At 64.9% G+C, this 16,728-nt stretch carries 18 protein-coding genes; 8 read left to right on the top strand and 10 right to left on the bottom strand.

Going from position 1 to position 16,728, the window contains the following annotated elements:
* Positions 1-52 precede the first annotated feature (52 nt).
* Entirely contained in the window at positions 53-1,099 is a 1,047-nt protein-coding gene (locus NDI54_RS06710) for a phytoene/squalene synthase family protein (RefSeq protein ID WP_310895687.1), read from the bottom strand.
* Positions 1,100-1,251: 152 nt separating this feature from the next.
* Between NDI54_RS06710 and NDI54_RS06705 the strand changes: the two genes are divergently transcribed.
* Positions 1,252-1,479: a hypothetical protein gene (locus tag NDI54_RS06705; RefSeq protein WP_310895686.1), complete on the top strand. Its 228-nt coding sequence runs from the start codon at positions 1,252-1,254 to the stop codon at positions 1,477-1,479.
* 143 nt (positions 1,480-1,622) lie between these two features.
* A complete protein-coding gene (locus NDI54_RS06700; RefSeq protein WP_310895685.1) occupies positions 1,623-2,957 on the top strand; it encodes a glycoside hydrolase family 68 protein in 1,335 nt (444 codons plus the stop codon).
* A 49-nt stretch (positions 2,958-3,006) separates the two neighbouring features.
* Here NDI54_RS06700 and NDI54_RS06695 read toward each other — a convergent pair whose 3' ends face one another.
* From NDI54_RS06695 to NDI54_RS06685, 3 genes are all read right to left on the bottom strand, one after another.
* Positions 3,007-5,118, bottom strand: coding sequence for a GH32 C-terminal domain-containing protein (locus NDI54_RS06695; protein WP_310895684.1), 2,112 nt, complete (start codon positions 5,116-5,118; stop codon positions 3,007-3,009).
* A 218-nt stretch (positions 5,119-5,336) separates the two neighbouring features.
* Positions 5,337-5,471, bottom strand: a complete 135-nt coding sequence (locus tag NDI54_RS06690) for a hypothetical protein (protein ID WP_310895683.1) — start codon at positions 5,469-5,471, stop codon at positions 5,337-5,339.
* Between the two features lie 211 nt (positions 5,472-5,682).
* Positions 5,683-7,179 carry a hypothetical protein gene (locus tag NDI54_RS06685; RefSeq protein ID WP_310895682.1) on the bottom strand — a complete coding sequence of 499 codons (1,497 nt, stop codon included), beginning with the start codon at positions 7,177-7,179 and terminating at the stop codon, positions 5,683-5,685.
* A gap of 205 nt (positions 7,180-7,384) precedes the next feature.
* On the opposite strand from NDI54_RS06685, the gene NDI54_RS06680 reads away from it, so the two are divergent.
* The gene (locus NDI54_RS06680) at positions 7,385-7,570 is read left to right on the top strand and encodes a hypothetical protein (RefSeq protein WP_310895681.1); all 186 of its coding nucleotides are present in this window, start codon (positions 7,385-7,387) and stop codon (positions 7,568-7,570) included.
* Here NDI54_RS06680 and NDI54_RS06675 read toward each other — a convergent pair.
* Both NDI54_RS06675 and NDI54_RS06670 read right to left on the bottom strand, forming a co-directional pair.
* The gene (locus tag NDI54_RS06675; RefSeq protein WP_310895680.1) at positions 7,567-8,661 is read right to left on the bottom strand and encodes a hypothetical protein; all 1,095 of its coding nucleotides are present in this window, start codon (positions 8,659-8,661) and stop codon (positions 7,567-7,569) included. The genes NDI54_RS06680 and NDI54_RS06675 overlap by 4 nt on opposite strands.
* A 139-nt stretch (positions 8,662-8,800) precedes the next feature.
* A complete protein-coding gene (locus NDI54_RS06670; RefSeq protein ID WP_310895679.1) occupies positions 8,801-9,286 on the bottom strand; it encodes a FlaD/FlaE family flagellar protein in 486 nt (161 codons plus the stop codon).
* A 173-nt stretch (positions 9,287-9,459) separates the two neighbouring features.
* Between NDI54_RS06670 and NDI54_RS06665 the strand changes: the two genes are divergently transcribed.
* Both NDI54_RS06665 and NDI54_RS06660 read left to right on the top strand, forming a co-directional pair.
* Positions 9,460-10,362 (top strand): ParA family protein, encoded by a 903-nt coding sequence (locus NDI54_RS06665; protein ID WP_310895678.1) that lies wholly within the window; start codon positions 9,460-9,462, stop codon positions 10,360-10,362.
* Positions 10,359-11,375, top strand: coding sequence for a chemotaxis protein CheW (locus NDI54_RS06660; RefSeq protein ID WP_310895677.1), 1,017 nt, complete (start codon positions 10,359-10,361; stop codon positions 11,373-11,375). Before NDI54_RS06665 ends, NDI54_RS06660 begins: the two co-directional genes overlap by 4 nt.
* Before the next feature lie 28 nt (positions 11,376-11,403).
* On the opposite strand, the gene NDI54_RS06655 is transcribed toward NDI54_RS06660, so the two are convergent.
* The 3 genes from NDI54_RS06655 to NDI54_RS06645 form a co-directional block, all read right to left on the bottom strand.
* A complete protein-coding gene (locus NDI54_RS06655; RefSeq protein WP_310895676.1) occupies positions 11,404-12,546 on the bottom strand; it encodes an NAD(P)/FAD-dependent oxidoreductase in 1,143 nt (380 codons plus the stop codon).
* Between the two features lie 71 nt (positions 12,547-12,617).
* A complete protein-coding gene (mvaD, locus tag NDI54_RS06650) occupies positions 12,618-13,592 on the bottom strand; it encodes a phosphomevalonate decarboxylase MvaD (protein WP_310895675.1) in 975 nt (324 codons plus the stop codon).
* A 101-nt stretch (positions 13,593-13,693) separates the two neighbouring features.
* Positions 13,694-14,230, bottom strand: a complete 537-nt coding sequence (locus tag NDI54_RS06645; protein ID WP_310895674.1) for a cob(I)yrinic acid a,c-diamide adenosyltransferase — start codon at positions 14,228-14,230, stop codon at positions 13,694-13,696.
* A 132-nt stretch (positions 14,231-14,362) separates the two neighbouring features.
* Between NDI54_RS06645 and NDI54_RS06640 the strand changes: the two genes are divergently transcribed.
* Positions 14,363-15,421, top strand: a complete 1,059-nt coding sequence (locus NDI54_RS06640) for a lysylphosphatidylglycerol synthase transmembrane domain-containing protein (protein WP_310895673.1) — start codon at positions 14,363-14,365, stop codon at positions 15,419-15,421.
* 103 nt (positions 15,422-15,524) lie between these two features.
* Here NDI54_RS06640 and msrA read toward each other — a convergent pair whose 3' ends face one another.
* On the bottom strand, positions 15,525-16,193 hold the full coding sequence (gene msrA / locus NDI54_RS06635; RefSeq protein ID WP_310895672.1) for a peptide-methionine (S)-S-oxide reductase MsrA: 669 nt from the start codon (positions 16,191-16,193) through the stop codon (positions 15,525-15,527).
* A 90-nt stretch (positions 16,194-16,283) separates the two neighbouring features.
* On the opposite strand from msrA, the gene NDI54_RS06630 reads away from it, so the two are divergent.
* The gene (locus NDI54_RS06630) at positions 16,284-16,454 is read left to right on the top strand and encodes a DUF7838 family putative zinc beta-ribbon protein (RefSeq protein WP_310895671.1); all 171 of its coding nucleotides are present in this window, start codon (positions 16,284-16,286) and stop codon (positions 16,452-16,454) included.
* A gap of 68 nt (positions 16,455-16,522) precedes the next feature.
* Positions 16,523-16,726 (top strand): DUF7511 domain-containing protein, encoded by a 204-nt coding sequence (locus NDI54_RS06625; protein WP_310895670.1) that lies wholly within the window; start codon positions 16,523-16,525, stop codon positions 16,724-16,726.
* The last annotated feature ends 2 nt before the right edge of the window (positions 16,727-16,728 follow it).

Raw genomic sequence — 16,728 nt, 5'->3', positions numbered from 1 at the left:
CGAAAACCGAGCCGGGAACGCGACCGCAAAATGGGAATGTCTCTGGTGGTCGTCAGTACTCGTGAAGCGGCTGCTGGCGGATCTTGGCCCGTAACTCCCCGATCGACGGGTTCCCGTCGTCACCGAACTGCTGTGTCACGGAGTGGACTTCCTCGCGGGAGATTTTGACGTTGCCCTGCTCGATGACATCGGCAGGCCGTTCGCGGAGTTCCCGAATCGTACCGACAGCCAACAGAAACGGGATCGCCCACGCAGAAAGCGTGTTCCCGCGGGTCTCCGGCATGGCTTCGAGCCACGCCTGCGCGTCGTCGAGGTACCCCTCCGCTCGTTCGGTGACCTGCTCGATGACGGGGACCAGCGATTCGACGTTGTCGGTGTCGCTTACGTCGCTGTGGTCCAGGCCCTGCTCGTGGAGCAGTTCCAGCGGGAGGTAGACGTTGTTCTCCTCTTCCATGTCCGTCGCGGCGTCCTTGGCGACGTTGACGAGCTGGAGCAGGAGGGCAAACGAGCGGGCGTTTTCCTCCATCTGGGCGACCTGCTCGTCGGTGGCCTCGTGAGAGACCAGCCCGGTCACCAGCGTGCCGACGGTGCCGGCGGCGTACCAGCAGTACTCTTCGAGTTCGTCCAGCGTCTTGATTCGAAGCCCGCCCGCGTCGGCGTAGCGGTCGACGAACATCGCCATCCCGTCGACGAGTTCCCGGACCGGCCCGCGGATGGACTGGGTGGAGTGGTCGTCGAGGGTGTGGAACACGTCGACGATGCGGCCCGCGTTCTCGACGACTTCCCAGTCCGCGTTCGTCGTCGCGGGAATCCACTCCTCGACGGCGTCGTGGAACGACGACACAGTCGTCCCGCTGGAGGGTTCAAGCGAGCGGCTGTACGTCTGCAGGAGTTCGGTCTGCACCGCTGGAGGGAGGTGACCGGCGTCCTCGACCGTGTCAGCCACGCGGCAGAGAAGATAGCCCAGGCAGATGTCCCGGGCCATCGGTTCGTTGAGTTCCGAAATTGTGAGACTAAACGTCCGCGACACACGATGGACGGCATCGTAGCACCACTCGATGTCTTCCGAAGACGACCGGTCTGTGTGGTTCTGAGACATTCCCGACATCCGGGGTAGGGCATACGATGATAAAAATGGGACGGCTACGGCGTCAGATCCGGACCCGTTACGGTTCGGTGTTTCGACAGACTCAGGAGTGTCCGCGCCGAAAGAGTGAGTATGAACGCGCTAGCGACGGGGAGGACGCAACCGTGAACGGCCGGGACGCGGTGACGTTGACGCTGACGGTCGTCGCAGCGATCATCCTCCCGGGCCTGGCAAACTGGGGGTTTAGCACGCTCGGCTACCCCTGGATCGGGAGTGCCGCCTGGGCGCTGGGGTACGGCCTCGGTGTCGTCTTCATCTGGTACGAGTGGGTCCGGCCACTCGAAATCACCGGGCCGGAGGGCGTCAATCGGAGTGAGGACTCCGGCGAGTAGCGGTCTGCTCTGTCTGTTCTGACGGAGTTCGTCGGGTGTCGCTGTCAGTGTGTCGGCGGGGCGTACGTACTGTATAATTTACATACAACAGCCGTAGTACCCCGCTAATAACATTTATACCCCTGCTCGGCCCAACGTGGGGTATGGCAAACGAGTCGCTCGGTGAGGGCCGTCCCGGAACGGGGGCCCGCGCCGGTTGGACACGCGAACAGGCGCGTCGGATCGAGCGGACCGACGACACCATCGCCCCTATCGTCTACCCGCCAGCGACCGACCAGATCCCGGAGGTCCACATCTGGGACACCTGGTTTCTCCGCAACCGCGACGGCACGCTGGCCGATGTCGACGGCTACCGGGTCTGTTTCTCCCTGACCGCCCCATCGGACCTGTTACCGGGCAAGCGTCACGACGTGGCGACCATCCGCTGTTTCTACTCCGACGACGGGCGAAACTGGCACAACGCCGGCCCGGTGTTCGAAGACGCCCTGGGCCAGCGCCAGTGGGCCGGGTCCGCACTGCACGACGACGACGGCAGCGTCTATCTCTTTTATACTGCTGCGGGCGAGGAGGGCGCTGAAGACCTGACCTACGCACAGCGTATCGTCGGCGCGAGCGGCGGCAGCATCGACATGACCGACGGGTTCGAGCTCTCGGGGCCGTGGACCCACCACGAACTGCTCCAGCCCGACGGCGACCGCTACGAGCGAGAGGACCAGTCCCGTGGGATGATATACACCTTCCGCGACCCGTGGTTCTTCGAGGACCCCGAGACGGGCGAGACCTGGCTCCTGTTCGAGGCGAACACGCCGGTCCCGGAAGGGAGCGATGTCTGCGGTGGCGACGCCGCACTACAGGAGTTCAACGGGAGCGTCGGTATCGCGCGCTCGCCGACGGGCGACCCGCTGGAGTGGGACCTGGAAGACCCGCTGCTGGACGCTGTCGGCGTCAATCAGGAACTCGAACGCCCGCACATCGTGTACCGGGACGGCCTGTACTACCTGTTCATCTCCAGCCACCTCCACACGTTCGCGCCGGACTTGGAGGGCTTCGACGCGCTGTATGGCTTCGTCGCCGAAGACCTCCGGGGCGAGTACGTCCCGCTGAACGAGTCCGGCCTCGTCGCCACCAACCCCGAGAACGCGCCGTTCCAGTCCTACTCGTGGATGGCCTTCCCCCACGGCGAGGAGGTGCTGGTCCAGAGCTTCTTCAATTACTACGACTTCGACGGCGAGACGCTGGACGAGATCGCCCATCTGTCCGAGTCCGAGCAGATGCGCCGGTTCGGCGGCTCGCTCGGGCCGACGCTCCGACTCGATGTCGAGGGGAGTCGGACGCGCATTATCGGAACGCTGGGACACTGGCACATCCCGATGGTTGGCGAGACGCTCCCGCTGACGGACCGGGAACTGATCCGGCGCGGGAAACGCGACGATACCGGTTCCGGGAGTTACGACACGCGGAACGAAACTGAATCGTAGTAACAACCGCAAAAGGGGTATTTTCGAGTCCTCCGCGGCCGATGACCGCCTACCAGACCCGATCCAGTTCCCAGATGTCGAGCGACGCAATAGTGGCGCGGCCGCCGTCGGCCGACAGCGAGATGCCGGTCGCGTCCTCGCGGGTCGGATACACCCGGCTGGTCAGGCAGTGGCGCTCGTTGGCAAACACCTCGACGACGCTCCCGTCGACGAAGACACGCAGCGACAGGGGCGCGTCGTATGGTCGGACTCGCATCGTCTGGGTATCGCCGGTCGCCCGGGGGTCAGTGCTCGACGCCGACCGGTCGACGGCGATTTCGCTCTCGTAGGTGTATCGGATCGGCGTCCGCTCCTCACCGTCCGGCGATTCGAGGACAGACAGCTCGATGGCTTCGGCGTCCTCCAGCCGGACCGTGGCGCGAAGCTCGAACGACCGGCTCTCGACCGGCAACTGCTCGGTGTCGCCGGAGCCCAGTCGCAGTACGTCGTAGCTGGTGTTCTCGCCGCGTAGCTCGGTGAGTTCGGGGGCCGGCCGCTGGCAGAGGCCGCCGTCGTCGGCCAGAGACAGCTCTCGGGGCAGCGACATCGCGCCGGACCAGCCGGCGTCCCACTGGCCGCTCACGTCGCGGGCCTCGGGGAGCCACCCCCAGGTCAGGATGCGGCCGTCGTCGGTCCACATCGACTGCGGGGCGTAGAAGTCGCCGTGGTCAAGCTTGTCGCGGCGGTCGACATCGAACTCGCCGTCGTCGTAAGTCCCGAGGAAATACACCACGTCCTCGTAGTTCGAGACGTGGAGGAGCTGTCGGTCGCCGAAATCGAGCAGTTCCGGGCACTCCCAGACGGTCCCGGCAGTGTCGCGGTCGCCGGCGAGGATGGGACCGCGGTACTCCCAGTCCCGGAGATCCGAGGACTCGTACAGCAGCGCCGCCCCGCCGCCGCCCTCTATGCCGGCCCCGATGAGCTGGTACCAGGTCCCGTCCTCGCGCCAGACGCAGTGGTCCCGGAACTCTCCCTCCCAGTCCTCGGTCCGGAGTACCTCCGGTTCGGACGGGAGCTCTTCGATGATGGGGTTGTCAGGGTCCTTGTCCCATGCCGTGAGGTCGTCGTCCGCGGCGGTGGCGATACAGGGGAGCTGTCGCTTGTCGCGGCCGCCCGTGTACAGCACGGTCGGGACGCCGTCGTCGTCAACCGCACAGCCCGACCAGCAGCCGTCCCGGTCCGGGCCGTCGGGCGAGGGTGTCAGCGCGACCGGGCGGTCCTCCCAGTGGACGAGATCGTCGCTGACGGCGTGGCCCCAGTGGATCGTGTTGTGGAACGGGCCGACCGGGTTGTACTGGTAAAACAGGTGATAGCGCCCGTTCCAGTGGATGAGGCCGTTCGGATCGTTGAGCCAGTTCGCCGGCGGCGTCACGTGGAAGGTGGGGCGATGCGGGTCGTCAGCGAGCCGTTCGCGCAACTGCCCGAACGTGTCGATGTCCTTCGGGCGGCCGGTCAGCTGGTGTCGCTCGTCCGTCGCCAGGAACTGTAGTGCGTTCTCGATGAGCGTCTCGCGGTTGCCCCGGCACACGTCGTGGGTCGGCTGGGCGAACGCCACCGAGGAGCCGATGCCCAGCACCTGCCCGTTACCGGGCTCCCAGGACACGGCCGCCATCTGCTTGACGAGGTCAGTGTCACCTCGGACCGTACTCGCGAGCACGTCCCCGGACTGGGGCGCGATGGACTCGTATCTCGCGTAGGGAATCGTCACGCCGGCGCCGCGGGTGTGCACGCGGAGGGTGTCGTAGTCCGCGTGGATCGGGTGGTCGGCGTACAGCGCCTGCCAGAGGTGGCCGGTCGGTTCGGTGATCTCCTCCCAGCCGACGGCGTCGGGCGCGACCGCCTCGAACCCCAGCGGCTCGACGGCGGCCATCGCGCTCAGTGTCAACAGGAGCGACCCGCCATCCCGCACGTATGCGGCCAGTTCCGGCGCGCTATCTAGCACTCGCTCGTCGAACAGTTCGTCCCGATGCCACCAGAGGACATCGTACTCGGTCGGGTCGACCGACGAGAGTGCGCATCGCTCGACGGCACCGACCGTCTCCTGGCACCAGTCGTACGCCGCCGCCTGTTCGTCCGTACAGGAGTCGACGTAGAGACAGCCGATGCGTAGCGAATTTGCCATTGCTCCGTTATCCTCTCCTGAAATATAAAAATATTCGGCAATCGTTTCTGAACGAACATGCACGATCTTGTAGCAGTCCAGTCGGTAGGTCTACTGAGTGGCACTCACAGGCTATCGCAGAAGCGGGACGCTCCGTGAAACGGCCCAAACCGAGACGCTACGGGCACTGGACGGAGCACTGGCTGAGAGCGAGCGTACCGGTGAAAAAGGGGAACCGATCAGTGAACGCGGGCGTTGCGGGCCTCGGCCTTCCAGTCGATGACGGTTTCGTGGCAACTGGGGCAGACGAACTCCGTGAGCTTTGTCGTCTGGTCGTTGTATGACATCCGCGTGCCGCAGTTGGAGCAGTTCATTATAATTGTATATATTTAACTAAAGAATATAAACTTTCTCCCGCCCATAGTCGGGTCCGGTCGGAAAGGGCCTGCAACGCCCAGATTGTGCCACACTCTCACATGGGGTGGGTGACAGTCCCGTGCAGTGGCAACGGAGCTATCGCTGGACGGTTTCTGCCGAGAGTGAGAGGCGAATGGACCGTTCCCGAGAGATGAGGACGAGGGTGGACTACGAACCGCCGCGCCCCGCTGGATCGATTTTCGGATCGGTCCCGTCGGAATTGTCCTCGGTGTCTGTGAGAGCGGTCGTATCGGCCGGGGACGGCGAGCGTTCGTCGGCAGGCGTCAGATCGATGTCCGGCATCGGCTCGGTGTCGTCGAAGCGGTCGTCCACATCGACGCGTTCGCCGTCGAGTCTGGCCGCCGTTCGCGAGAGTCGCTGTTCGACGGCACCGAGGTCCGCTTCCAGGTGATCGGTGGCGTCCGCATAGCAGTCCCTGGCAGCCGCTAACGCGGTTTGGAACGCCGACCGCGCCGTCTCGTACTCTTCCAGCGCGGCGTCGGGCTGGCCGGCGTCGGCGTACCAGTCCCCGGCCTCCATCGCGTCCGTCCCAACCGTCCGCCGGGCGGCGACGAGGTTCTCCGCGACGGCCCCCAACCGGTCCCGGACCTTCTCGGGATCGCCGGCGAACCGTCGTTCGTCCGCACCCCAGTCGAGTTCCAGGACCTCGCGGTAGGCTTCGAGCGCCTCGGCCCAGTGGTCGGCTGCGATCTCGGGGTCTTCCGCCGCGACGGCCTCGTTGTCGGCTTCGACCGCAGTGCGCAGCGGCGACCGTTCGAGGTCCTCGATGACGGCAGCAAGCCGGTCCCGCTCTCCGCGGATGTCAGCGAGATCTGGAACGGATGCCGCCGGGAGCGAAAATATCGCCTCGTACTCCGCTCGCGCCGCCTCGTAGGCGTCGTACGCCGTCTCGAAGTCGTCCCGCCGCCAGCGTTGCTCGCCGGTGTCGACCGCCCGCCGGGCGCGGCTCCGGCGGACCTCCGCGAGCGTCGCGACGTACCGCTCCCGCACTGTCGTGACCCGTCTTTCGAGCGCGTTCGCATCCCCGGGTGGTCCGAATTCGGTGGCCGTCTCACCGGCCGCGTCGAGGCGGTCTTCGGCCTCAAGCACCGTCTCCAGTGCCCCCTCGTGGTCACCCCGATCGCGCTGTTCGGTCGCCGTGACGAGCAGCCGTTTGACCTCGTCCAGAATGTTCTCGACGCGGACCCACGCCTGGGACGCGTGTGAGAGGTACGCCGTCAGATCGACGAGGCCCTGCTTGCCACAGTGGACACGCCACTCCGTGTCGCCACACCGGCGGAACGTGATCACGCCGTGTCCCAGCGACCGGTCGCCCGCTATCTGGTCGATCTCCACGTGCGGGATGGCGAACTGCGTGTCGCCATCGCTGTTGCCCACCAACAACAGGAGCCGCCTGTCCGTTACGACGCCGATCATGCGGTACCTGCGCCCCGGCTGAATCGTCTCGTTCGAATCTGGTGCCCCGATTTCGATGCCGTGCTTGCTACTTGTGAGGACGAACCGCGGTGTCTCCGCGTCGTCGATGGCTGCCAGCGCAGGCCCGTCGTGGAGATACCCCGACGAAAGGAGCCCGCCCGAGCCGGTACCGGTGAGCACGTCCGGCGGCCCGCCCTCTAAATTATCTAAATTGATAATATTTCCCATTATCTGGATAGAATAGGTTCTATGACTTGATATTCACTTATCTATTCTGATACTGGATGGGTAAATTAATATCTCGAAGGAGGATCTGGCAGAGATCCACATGGGGCCAGACCACCGATTCGGCCATGGTCACGCGGGCCTGTCCGTCGACCGGCAGACGGCTGTCTGACTTGGCTTTAGGTATCATGCTGCCGTAGCTGGCCACATGCCACGTATCCGTCTTGGCGGCCAACCGTCTCGGGACCGACAGGGTGGGGGGGTTTCGGCCCATACGTTCCGCCTCGGAATCGATACCGACGTGTTCGAACTGCTATCGAACGACTCCGAGCACAAGATGGCCCAGTCCGAACCCGTCATCGAGCGGTGGCTGGACTGCTGGCGGAACCCCTAGTTAGTGTCCACGAGGCGCGCCGCGATTCGCTGTGCCCCGATAGTCGGAGCGATATCCGGTTCGTCGGCGGCGATGACTTCGATGTCGCGGTTCAGTTCCGCGCTGAGTCGCTTCTCGAACTCGTCGACGATACCGGGGATACAGGCCATACCGCCGGTGATGGCGATGGGCCGGTCCAGCGCTAGCTGGTACACCTTCATGTAGTCGTTTGCCAGCTCCGGCAGGAACGTGTTCGCCAGTTCGTCGACGGCGTCGTCGAGGTACTCATTGACCGCGTCCATCACCGAGCGCTCGATGGTGAACTCGTGTGAGCCGCCGCCTGGCTGCTGGATGATGTCCGTGAACGGCTCGAAATCGACGAAGTCGGCGTGTTCCTCCTTGTATTCGCGGGCGGTCTGATTGTCGATGTTGACACGGCCCTGGGTTTCCTCCTCGACGTAGTTGGCGATCATCCGGTCGACTTCGTTGCCGGTGACTGCGCCCGTCGTGAACGGAGACAACTGCTCGCCCCGTCGGTACGCGGAGGCTTCGAGGTTCGTCGATCCCATGTTGACAGCGACGAAGATCTCGTCGATAGCTTCGAGATCGTCGCCGAAGGCCGGGATAGAGCCACACAGCGACTCCGGATAGCTCTCGACGAGTTCCAGCCCGATCGAGGAGTTCTCGATGACGTTTTGCAGGTTCTCCAGCCCGGTCGGATTGTCGATGGTCGGGATAGCGTACACGACGCCGCTATTTGCCGGGATGTCGTGCTCCTCGATGATCGCCTCGAAGAACGTCTTGGTCATCTCGGCCCGGTCAGCGTCTTCAGGGAGCCCCGACCGAAGCATGTACTCGACGCGGTCCGGATACTCGCGGGCCGCTTCCTCGCCGTAAAGGACCTTCTCCTCGCCGGTCAGTGCATCCTCGTACGTGGCCATGCACGTCAGTGTCTTGATGATTCGGTTCTCCGTGCCGTGTTCGCCCGGCAGGGCGATGACGGTCCGGGTACTTCCGAGTTTGACCCCAACCGGGACAGCGGCAGCGCCGCTTGACGACACACCGGCGTCCGATTCGGACCCGGTTCCGTCGTCCGCATCGTCGTCACTCATATACGGTCGTGTTTGTCGACCGGCCGGTATATATTCTCTCCTCGATAATCAGGACTGATAGCCGCCCCCTCGGGGAGTCACCGTCGAAACCCGTTGCTATCAGGGATTCGAAACGAAAAATTGTTGCTGAGAACGAAGGTTACGTCATCGCGGTGAGCTTCGCGACGTAGACGAGACTCAGCATGTGGTCGTCGACGCTCAGTTCGTTGTCGTCGTTGGTCGCGGACTCGTCGATGCCAAGCAAGTAATCCGAGAGGTCGTCCTGTACGTCCTCTGTGATCCAGTCGATAGAGCGGTAGTAATCGAGCGCCTCGTCGGCTCCCTGATAGCCGGAGTGCATCAAGAGGAACTCCAGCCACTCGAAGATCACGAACTCCGCGGCGTACGTTTCGGGAAGGGTTCCGAGATAGGGCTTCTCCTGGGACTCACCGCCGAGGAACGGCAGCAGTTCGCGGTAGAGCCCGGAGCGAAAGGAACTCCCCGCAAGCACGTCCTCGTCGGCGTCGTCCAGCCCCATGTCGAGGTTTGCCGGGTCCGGAACGTCCTCGTCGCTCACCCCGTTCCCCCGCTGGCGAGCCATCTTCCGTAACTCGTCAAGGTCGTAGTCGCGCGGGTTGATAGTCATGATACTGACCCTTCAATCTACACAATCATAAATCTTGCACACCGTCAGACAACCGTCATGCACGCGCTTACGGGCATTTTCGAATCGTTGGCTTCCCGTCCCCGAATTGCGACGTTGATAATCGGGACCACATTTTTATAGTGACTCGGGGTCGACCTGTGGGTACTTCGACGATGAACCGGCAATCAGGAACCGGTCCAGCGCGCTTCTGCGTGACCAACGCGAAAGGCGGGACCGGAAAGACGACAGTTGCTATCAACGTAGCCGGTGCACTGAACGACCGCGGCCGGGATGTCCTCTTTATCGACCTCGATCCCCAAGGTAACGCCACCGAGGGCGTCGGATTGGTTGATGAGTACGACGCCGACCCGCCGACGCTGTTCGACGCACTGACCGGCGACCCATCGGCCCTGGGCGACCTCATCTGCGAGGGCGAGGAGATGGACGTGATCCCCTCCAGCATCGACATGCTCCAGGCCGAACACGAACTGACTATCGCGGACCTCATCGCCCGGGTCAACACCCAGGGTGGGACCATCGATCAGGCCGCGCTGGCTTCGTTCGCCATCAATATCACGCCGGAGATGGTCACTGGGTCGCACGCGCTCGACACGCTCGACCGGGCGCTGGCGACGCTTGAGACCGACTACGACTACGTCATCATCGACTGCCCGCCGTTCTACGGGAAACTGACCGATACCGGCATGTACGCCGCACAGAACGTCCTCATTCCCGCACTGACCGAAGCCACCTCCGAGCGGGCCATCGAACTCCTGATGGACCAGATGGCCGCGATGGAGCGCCAGACCGACGCGTCGATCAACACGCTCGGCGTCGTCGCCAACCGCGTCGAGACCACCTCCGAAGACGAGACGATGCTCGAATGGTTCAACATGGCGTTCCCGGACAGCCCCGTCTGGGAGGTCCGCAAGCGGGTGGCCCTTCAGCGCGCGTTCAGCGCCGGCCAGTCTATCTTCGCGACCGAGGAATCGTGTGACATGGCGGCCGTTTTCGAGGACATCGCCGCGGAACTCGACGAGCAGTTCGGCTTTACCGACACAGAGGTACCAGCATGAGTGACGACGAACGCATGGACAGGGCGGAACGCATCCGACAGATGCGCGAGGGGAACAAGGCCGAAAGTACCGACGACACCTCGACGGATGGCTCCGGTGAGCAACCCGAGGACGAGAGCGGAGCCGAAGACGGAACGACGGAAGACACTGCTACTGAGGCAGCCGACACTGACAGCGACGAGACAGCCACCGATGCGGACAGCGACGACACCCCCGCAGATGTGCCGGCCGCTGAAGGCAACGACAGCGATGCTGGCTCTGACGGCACAGCCGTCGATCAAGGCGAAGCTGCCGCCGACGATTCAGCCCCAGATCAGGACGACACCGACGCACTCGCCGCCGCACAGCGAGCAGCCGAGGCCTCCGAACAGGTCGCAACCGGCGGCACCGACGCCGGCGCTGCCGACCAGCCGACGGACGACCTTTCGGCGTCTGCCAACCCGATGCAGGGGCCGACTGGCGTCGAACTGCCCGACCAGGATCTCATCGAGGAGGCGATGGCGTCCAGCGACGCCACCACCACCGAGGGCGGCGCTCGCGCCACGGCGATGGACGACGAGTCGACCCAGACTGAGGAACTGGTCCGGGTGCTCGAATTCGCGCTCGGCGACGAGTACTACTGTCTCGACATCGACTACGTCGAGGAGATCGTCAAACGCGAGACGGTCACCCGCGTTCCAAACACCGACGACTACGTCGAGGGCGTCGTCGACCTGCGGGGCCAGATCACGACGATCCTCAACCCCAAGGCGATGATGGACATCGACAGCGAGGGCACGCAGAACCTCATCGTCGTCTTCGACGCCGACGTGTTCGAGGAACAGGGCGCGATGGGCTGGATCGTCGACGAGGTCCGCCAGGTCGTCCCCGTCGCCGAATCCGAAGTGAATACCGCGCCCGTCGACGGCGAGTACATCAACGGCGTCGTCGACCGCGACGACGAAGACGAGTTCGTCATCTGGATCGAACCGGACGACGTGCTCGTGAACGCGACCGAAGACGGCGACGACTGACGCGACGCTGTACTATTTTCCGGTAGCTCTACTCTCCTTCCGGCTCCGCGTCGAGGTCCAGCTCCTCCCTGACGAGGTCGACCGCGTTTTCGACGGCCCCCACCGTTCCCAGATAGCCCGCGCCGACGGTCGTCTTGAGCGCCAGTGCGGCCCGCCCGGTGAGGATTGAAGGGCCGACTTTCGCCACAGCATCGTCTCCGACCGAGACGAGCCACCCCGGCACGTCGAACTGGTACTGGGTGAGCCGGGGTTGGAACTGGCCGGAGCCACCCTGCCGATGCTCGACGAGCGACGCGATGTTGTCGGCGGCGACACGGGCCTCACGGATGGCCGCCGACGCGCTGGCCGGCACGGCCTCGCCGTCGCTGTCGACGACTCGGGCGGCGTCCCCGACGGCGAACGTCGACTCGCCGAGTCGGAGGTCCGCCCGAACGATGGGCCGGTCGTCGTCCAGCGCCGGTGATCCCTGGATGCCGCCGGTCCAGACGAACTGGTCCATCGCCAGGTCCGAGCCGTCCTCAAGCACAATGGCATCGGCGTCGGCCCCGGCCACGCCCGTTCCGGTCCTGACGGTCACGCCGACATCGACCAGCGCGTCGTGGACGGCCGACTGGAACGACGGCGGGAACGACGGCGCGACGGCGTCCGCCTGTTCGAGCAAGAGGACCTCGATGTCGCTGTCGTCGCACATCTCGGCCAGTTCGCCGGCCACCTGCACACCAGAGAGGCCTGCGCCGCCGACGACCACGCGGTTGCCGTCGCCCAGTTCGAGGAACCGCTCGCGGATTTCGCTGGCGTCGTCGAGGCGCTTCAGCGGCGTTGCGTGCTCGCGCACGCCCGGAAGGTCGTAGAACGCCGTCCGCGCGCCCAGACACACCGCACCAACGTCGTAGGACAGCGTTTCGGAGCCATCCAGTGTCGCCGTCCCCTCGTCGGGATCGACATCCGTGACCGTCGCCTGTCGGATCTCGCAGTCGAGGACGGCGTCGAGGTCGACGGTGATTTCATCGGCCAGTGACGGCCGGCGGACGACCCGATGGAGTTCGTGCTGGACGAGGTGGTCGGCCCCCTCGTTGACGACGACTAGCGAGGCGCTGTCGGGGAGGGTCTGTTCGAGCTTTCTGGCGAGCGTGAGCCCGGCGTATCCGGCTCCGAGAACGGCGACGCGCATTGTGTCCTCCGGTTAGGACGGCGGCCGGTTAACCCTGTGCTCGGGAGCGGCGACTCGACTTCGGTATCGGTTCAGAACAGCGCCTTGGCCTCGTCGAGAATCTGGGCGGGTCCGCCGACATCCCAGACGCGGGTGTCGACGCCGCACTCGGCGACCGTCTCCTCGACGCGGTCGACGTACTGCGCGGTCGTGTTGATGTAGACGCTCGCGCCGGTGTCGACGGAGAAGTACACCGGCACGTCCTCGGCGTTCCGGAGCTCTCGGACGGCGTTGAAGATCTCGATGGTGCGTGGCTGCCAGTACACCCAGCCCGCGGGGCCGGTCATCGTCGCCGCGGCCAGCGAGAGCGAGTCTTTCTCGGCGAGGTCGAAGACGGCGTCGAAGTCACCGTCGTACAGCGCGTCCCGCATGTCCGAGATCTGGCCGTGGATGTGGGCCATCCGCGACTCGAACATGTGGCTCTGTGCGGCCTCCTTGTGGGCTTCCTCGGTTTCCTTGTAGGATGGGACCATGCCGGCGACGATTCGCAGGTCGTCTTCGAGGTCCGTCTCGATGCGCTCGCTCCGGCAGTCTTTGTCGTTCATCCCGGTTCGAAGGTGGGAGAACGCCCCAGTGACGGCGCGGGCCGCAGAGGAGGAACCGCGGCGCGCGACGGTCGAGATTTCGGGCCGGGTCATGTCGAGCCCGGCTGCCTCGACCAGCGCCATCGCCGCTGCGGCGAAGCCAGACGAGGAGGAGCCAAAGCCGATGTTCGTCGGGAAGTTGTTCGCGGATTCGAAGCGGACGCCGTGGTCGATGCCGGCGAGGTCGCGGACGTGCTCGACGACGGCGTCGATGCGCTCGGCCCCGCGGCCGGTGACTTCCTCGCCGTCGATGACGTACACGTCCTCCTCGCGGTCCGGGTCGAAGGCGGCCGTCGTCTTCGAGTGGCTCGGCGCGGTACAGACGGAAATGCTGTCGTGGTACGGCAGTCGCAGTTCCTCGTCGCGCATCCCGTGGTACTTGACCAACCCCTGAATCGGGTGGGCCTTCGCGGTTGCTTTCATACCTCACCCTTCCGGGCCGGTCACTTTGCTATTGCGAACCGCCGTCGCCAGCACAGCATCGACTCTCCACAGTGGCCGTCGAGCCGAAAGCGCCCGGAACGTCAGTAGTCGGGATTTTCCTCGCGGATGCCCTCGCGCTTGTTGACGAGGCGGGCGAGCGTGAACAGGGCGTCCGAAAGCCGGTTCAGATAGATGATTGCCGTCTCGTTGACGCCGGCTTCCTCGGCGGCAAAGGAGACACAGCGGCGCTCCGCGCGCCGACAGACGGCGCGGGCGTGGTGGAGCTTCGCCCCGGGTTCCGATCCGGAGGGGAGAATGAACGACTCCAGCGGGTCCAGTTCCGCGTCGGCCTCGTCGATGAGGTCCTCCAGCGATTCGACGTGGGACTCCTGTATCCGCGGGTCGTCCTCCTCTGGGCTGGGGTTGGCGAAGTCGGCTTGGACGATGTGGAGATGGTTCTGAATGACCCGGAGCTTCTCGTCGATGTCGTCGTGGCCGGTCGGCCTGACAACGCCGACCAGCGCGTTCACCTCGTCGACGGTGCCGTAGGCCTCGATGCGGCGGCTGTCTTTCGACACCCGCTCCATGTTACGGAGGTCCGTCTGGCCCTGGTCGCCGCGACCGGTGTAGATGGTCATGGGCGAAACTGGCACTGCCAGCGTCTTATAAGCGTGGGCGAATCGTATGGGAGCGCGCCCGCGGCACACTGACAGGGCAGAGCCGGCGGCGGTAGCCAGGTTTTACTCGCTGCCGGACGCCGATTGAGGCGAATGGCTCTCCGACGACGGCGACTACTGCTCTCGGTTCTGCTGGCGGGTGTGCTCCTGGCAGGGTTCCTCTGGGTGCTCGATCTCCCTCGGCTCGGGATGTACCTCCGCGAAACGGACCTGCCGCTGTTCGCTGTCGGCGTCGTGGTGACCGCTATCGGGATGGCCGCATGGAGCGAGTCCCAACGACACCTGCTTGCGGCGTCCGGGGCGACGCTGTCGCCGTGGCGGAACTTCGTCGTGTTCTCCCTGGGGCTGTTCTCGAAGCAGGTCTTGCCGATGGGACACGCCGTCGGAACGGCCATCGTCGCCTACGGCGTCGGGACGGAACTGGACCGCCCCTACATCGAGAATCTCACGCCGGTGTCGGTCGCCGAACTGCAGTCGCTGCTCGCCTCGCTCTGTCTCGCTGGCCTCGGGCTCGGATACGTCGCAGTCACGCTTCCCGAGACGCCGGGGATCCGGTCGTTCGGAAGCGTTCTCGCGGTTGTCGCCGTTGGGGCGCTGGTACTTTCGGTCACGGTCTGGTATCGCCGACGTATCGTCAGCCGGTCGGTGCTAGTGATCGCCTATCTCGTCCAGATGACGGCGGGTCGCATCTCTCGGCGGGTGCGACGGCTGGTTCGGCCCGAAGTGATTACGGCCGAGGTCGACACGTTCTACGACACGATTGCCGCCGTGGCGAGTGACCGCAATCGAGTCCTGCTTGGGTTCGTGTGGTCTCTCGTGGGGTGGGTCGCCTTCAGTCTCCCGCTGGTGACGAGCGCGGCGGCACTGGGTGTGTCCCTCCCCGTCGCTGTCGCGTTCTTCGTCGTCCCGACGGCCGGTTTCGCGTCGTTCGTCCCCGTCCCGGGCGGACTGGGAAGTGTCGAACTCGTGCTGACCGGGCTACTTGTCGCCGTCACTGGGATCGAACCGACCCTCGCCGCGGGGATTACCCTCCTCTATCGGCTCTGTACCTACTGGCTCGTCATACTCTGTTGCGGTGGCATCGTCGCCGCGTTCGGCGTCACGCCCCGAACGGCGCTGCGAGAGGCGGTACGCCGCTCGGAGCCACGGTGAAAGCGCCCGGCAAGCGTCCGATGAGTCCGTTCGATGGCAGTCGAGGGATACCCTTACGTTTCAACCCGCACACCGGGCGACCATCGCCATCGGCAGCCCCATCTCAGAGCCGGCGGCGGACCTCCGAGAGTGCGGCCGGCGGGAGATCCAACCGGGCGAATAGCGCCTCGAGCTGGTCCCTGTCCCCGTGGCCGGCGACGAAGCCGTTGAGCCGGGCGGCGACCGTCGAATCGACGAACGCGTCGCCGTAGCTGTCTTCAAGTTCGTCAGCAACGACCGGCGTCGAGCGGAGTTCATATTTTTGATGGTAATCCTCCGCCAGGTAGAACCGGTCGAGAGCTTCAATAGCCGTCTCGACGGACTGGCCCGTCCGCGATTCGAGATCCGCACGCGTCCGCTCGGCGACCTCGCGCTGCTGGTCGTCGTGGACCAACACGACGCCGCGGTACTGGCGCTTTCGCGGGGCCGACATCGGATTGTGGTTCGCCCAGAACACCGCCAGCAGGTCCGCGTAGCTCACCGCGTCGGGGTCGTACTCGATCTGCACGACCTCGGTGTGGTCGCCCAGCGAGTAGTAGCTCGGGTCCGGTTCGGTGCCGCCGGCGTAGCCGACCCGCGTCCTGACTACGCCCGGCATCGCGCCAAAACGGGCGTCCGGCCCCCAGAAACAGCCCATGCCGAACGTCGCTGTCTCGGTCGCCGACGGCGGCAGCGCCTCGGCGTCGACGGCGAAGTCGGTCGGACGGGCCGGCTCGTACGCACGCTGTGTCATATCGGAGCGTAGGGACCAGAGCGGTTTGCCTGCTTCGACGCCCGGCCGGAACCGGGAAATTCAACTGTACCCCCGCGGAAACAACGCGATATGGCCCTCGAATTCGAACACTACTGTCCCGAATGCGAAGAGTACCGCGATTTCTGGAAGGTCGCGAGCACGAAGATGCACCTGGGGACCAAGGTCAAATGGCACTGCCCGGAGTGTGACTACGGGTTCGTCCGCATCAACGGCGAAGTCGACACCGGACAGGCGGCATAACTCTCCGGAGCGGTATAGAGACCTCTTAGCAGCCGTTTTAAACTGGCCCGGAGAGGTATCTGGTACCGATGAGCCTCGATCCGAACGGTGCGGGGAACGCGACCGCCGAGCGACCACCGGACTCCCACGAGCTATCGATGACCGTCGTGGAGTACACCGACGAACCGGACCGCTGTACCGTGTCGCCCCGGGGGCTCTCCGGCGTCGCCAAGCTGTCGACGTGGATCACCGTCGACAGGGCGGTCGTCATCGATCTAGAGACGATGCGGTGACC

Origin of the sequence: Haloarcula terrestris (assembly GCF_031624315.1) — an archaeon.
GTDB classification, from domain to species: Archaea; Halobacteriota; Halobacteria; order Halobacteriales; family Haloarculaceae; genus Haloarcula; species Haloarcula terrestris.
The sequence above is the reverse complement of the archived record's forward strand: the minus strand, read 5'-3'. Positions and strand labels throughout refer to the sequence as shown.

Excerpts from the sequence above, each read along its gene's own strand:
- NDI54_RS06660 (WP_310895677.1), top strand. The coding sequence starts at position 10,359 with ATGAGTGACGACGAACGCATGGACAGGGCGGAACGCATCCGACAGATG.
- NDI54_RS06680 (WP_310895681.1), top strand. The coding sequence starts at position 7,385 with ATGCCACGTATCCGTCTTGGCGGCCAACCGTCTCGGGACCGACAGGGT.
- NDI54_RS06690 (WP_310895683.1), bottom strand. The coding sequence starts at position 5,471 with ATGAACTGCTCCAACTGCGGCACGCGGATGTCATACAACGACCAGACG.
- NDI54_RS06700 (WP_310895685.1), top strand. The coding sequence starts at position 1,623 with ATGGCAAACGAGTCGCTCGGTGAGGGCCGTCCCGGAACGGGGGCCCGC.
- NDI54_RS06665 (WP_310895678.1), top strand. The coding sequence starts at position 9,460 with ATGAACCGGCAATCAGGAACCGGTCCAGCGCGCTTCTGCGTGACCAAC.
- NDI54_RS06695 (WP_310895684.1), bottom strand. The coding sequence starts at position 5,118 with ATGGCAAATTCGCTACGCATCGGCTGTCTCTACGTCGACTCCTGTACG.
- NDI54_RS06645 (WP_310895674.1), bottom strand. The coding sequence starts at position 14,230 with ATGACCATCTACACCGGTCGCGGCGACCAGGGCCAGACGGACCTCCGT.
- NDI54_RS06670 (WP_310895679.1), bottom strand. The coding sequence starts at position 9,286 with ATGACTATCAACCCGCGCGACTACGACCTTGACGAGTTACGGAAGATG.
- msrA (WP_310895672.1), bottom strand. The coding sequence starts at position 16,193 with ATGACACAGCGTGCGTACGAGCCGGCCCGTCCGACCGACTTCGCCGTC.
- NDI54_RS06685 (WP_310895682.1), bottom strand. The coding sequence starts at position 7,179 with ATGGGAAATATTATCAATTTAGATAATTTAGAGGGCGGGCCGCCGGAC.
- NDI54_RS06655 (WP_310895676.1), bottom strand. The coding sequence starts at position 12,546 with ATGCGCGTCGCCGTTCTCGGAGCCGGATACGCCGGGCTCACGCTCGCC.
- NDI54_RS06675 (WP_310895680.1), bottom strand. The coding sequence starts at position 8,661 with ATGAGTGACGACGATGCGGACGACGGAACCGGGTCCGAATCGGACGCC.
- NDI54_RS06710 (WP_310895687.1), bottom strand. The coding sequence starts at position 1,099 with ATGTCTCAGAACCACACAGACCGGTCGTCTTCGGAAGACATCGAGTGG.
- NDI54_RS06630 (WP_310895671.1), top strand. The coding sequence starts at position 16,284 with ATGGCCCTCGAATTCGAACACTACTGTCCCGAATGCGAAGAGTACCGC.
- NDI54_RS06625 (WP_310895670.1), top strand. The coding sequence starts at position 16,523 with ATGAGCCTCGATCCGAACGGTGCGGGGAACGCGACCGCCGAGCGACCA.
- NDI54_RS06640 (WP_310895673.1), top strand. The coding sequence starts at position 14,363 with ATGGCTCTCCGACGACGGCGACTACTGCTCTCGGTTCTGCTGGCGGGT.
- mvaD (WP_310895675.1), bottom strand. The coding sequence starts at position 13,592 with ATGAAAGCAACCGCGAAGGCCCACCCGATTCAGGGGTTGGTCAAGTAC.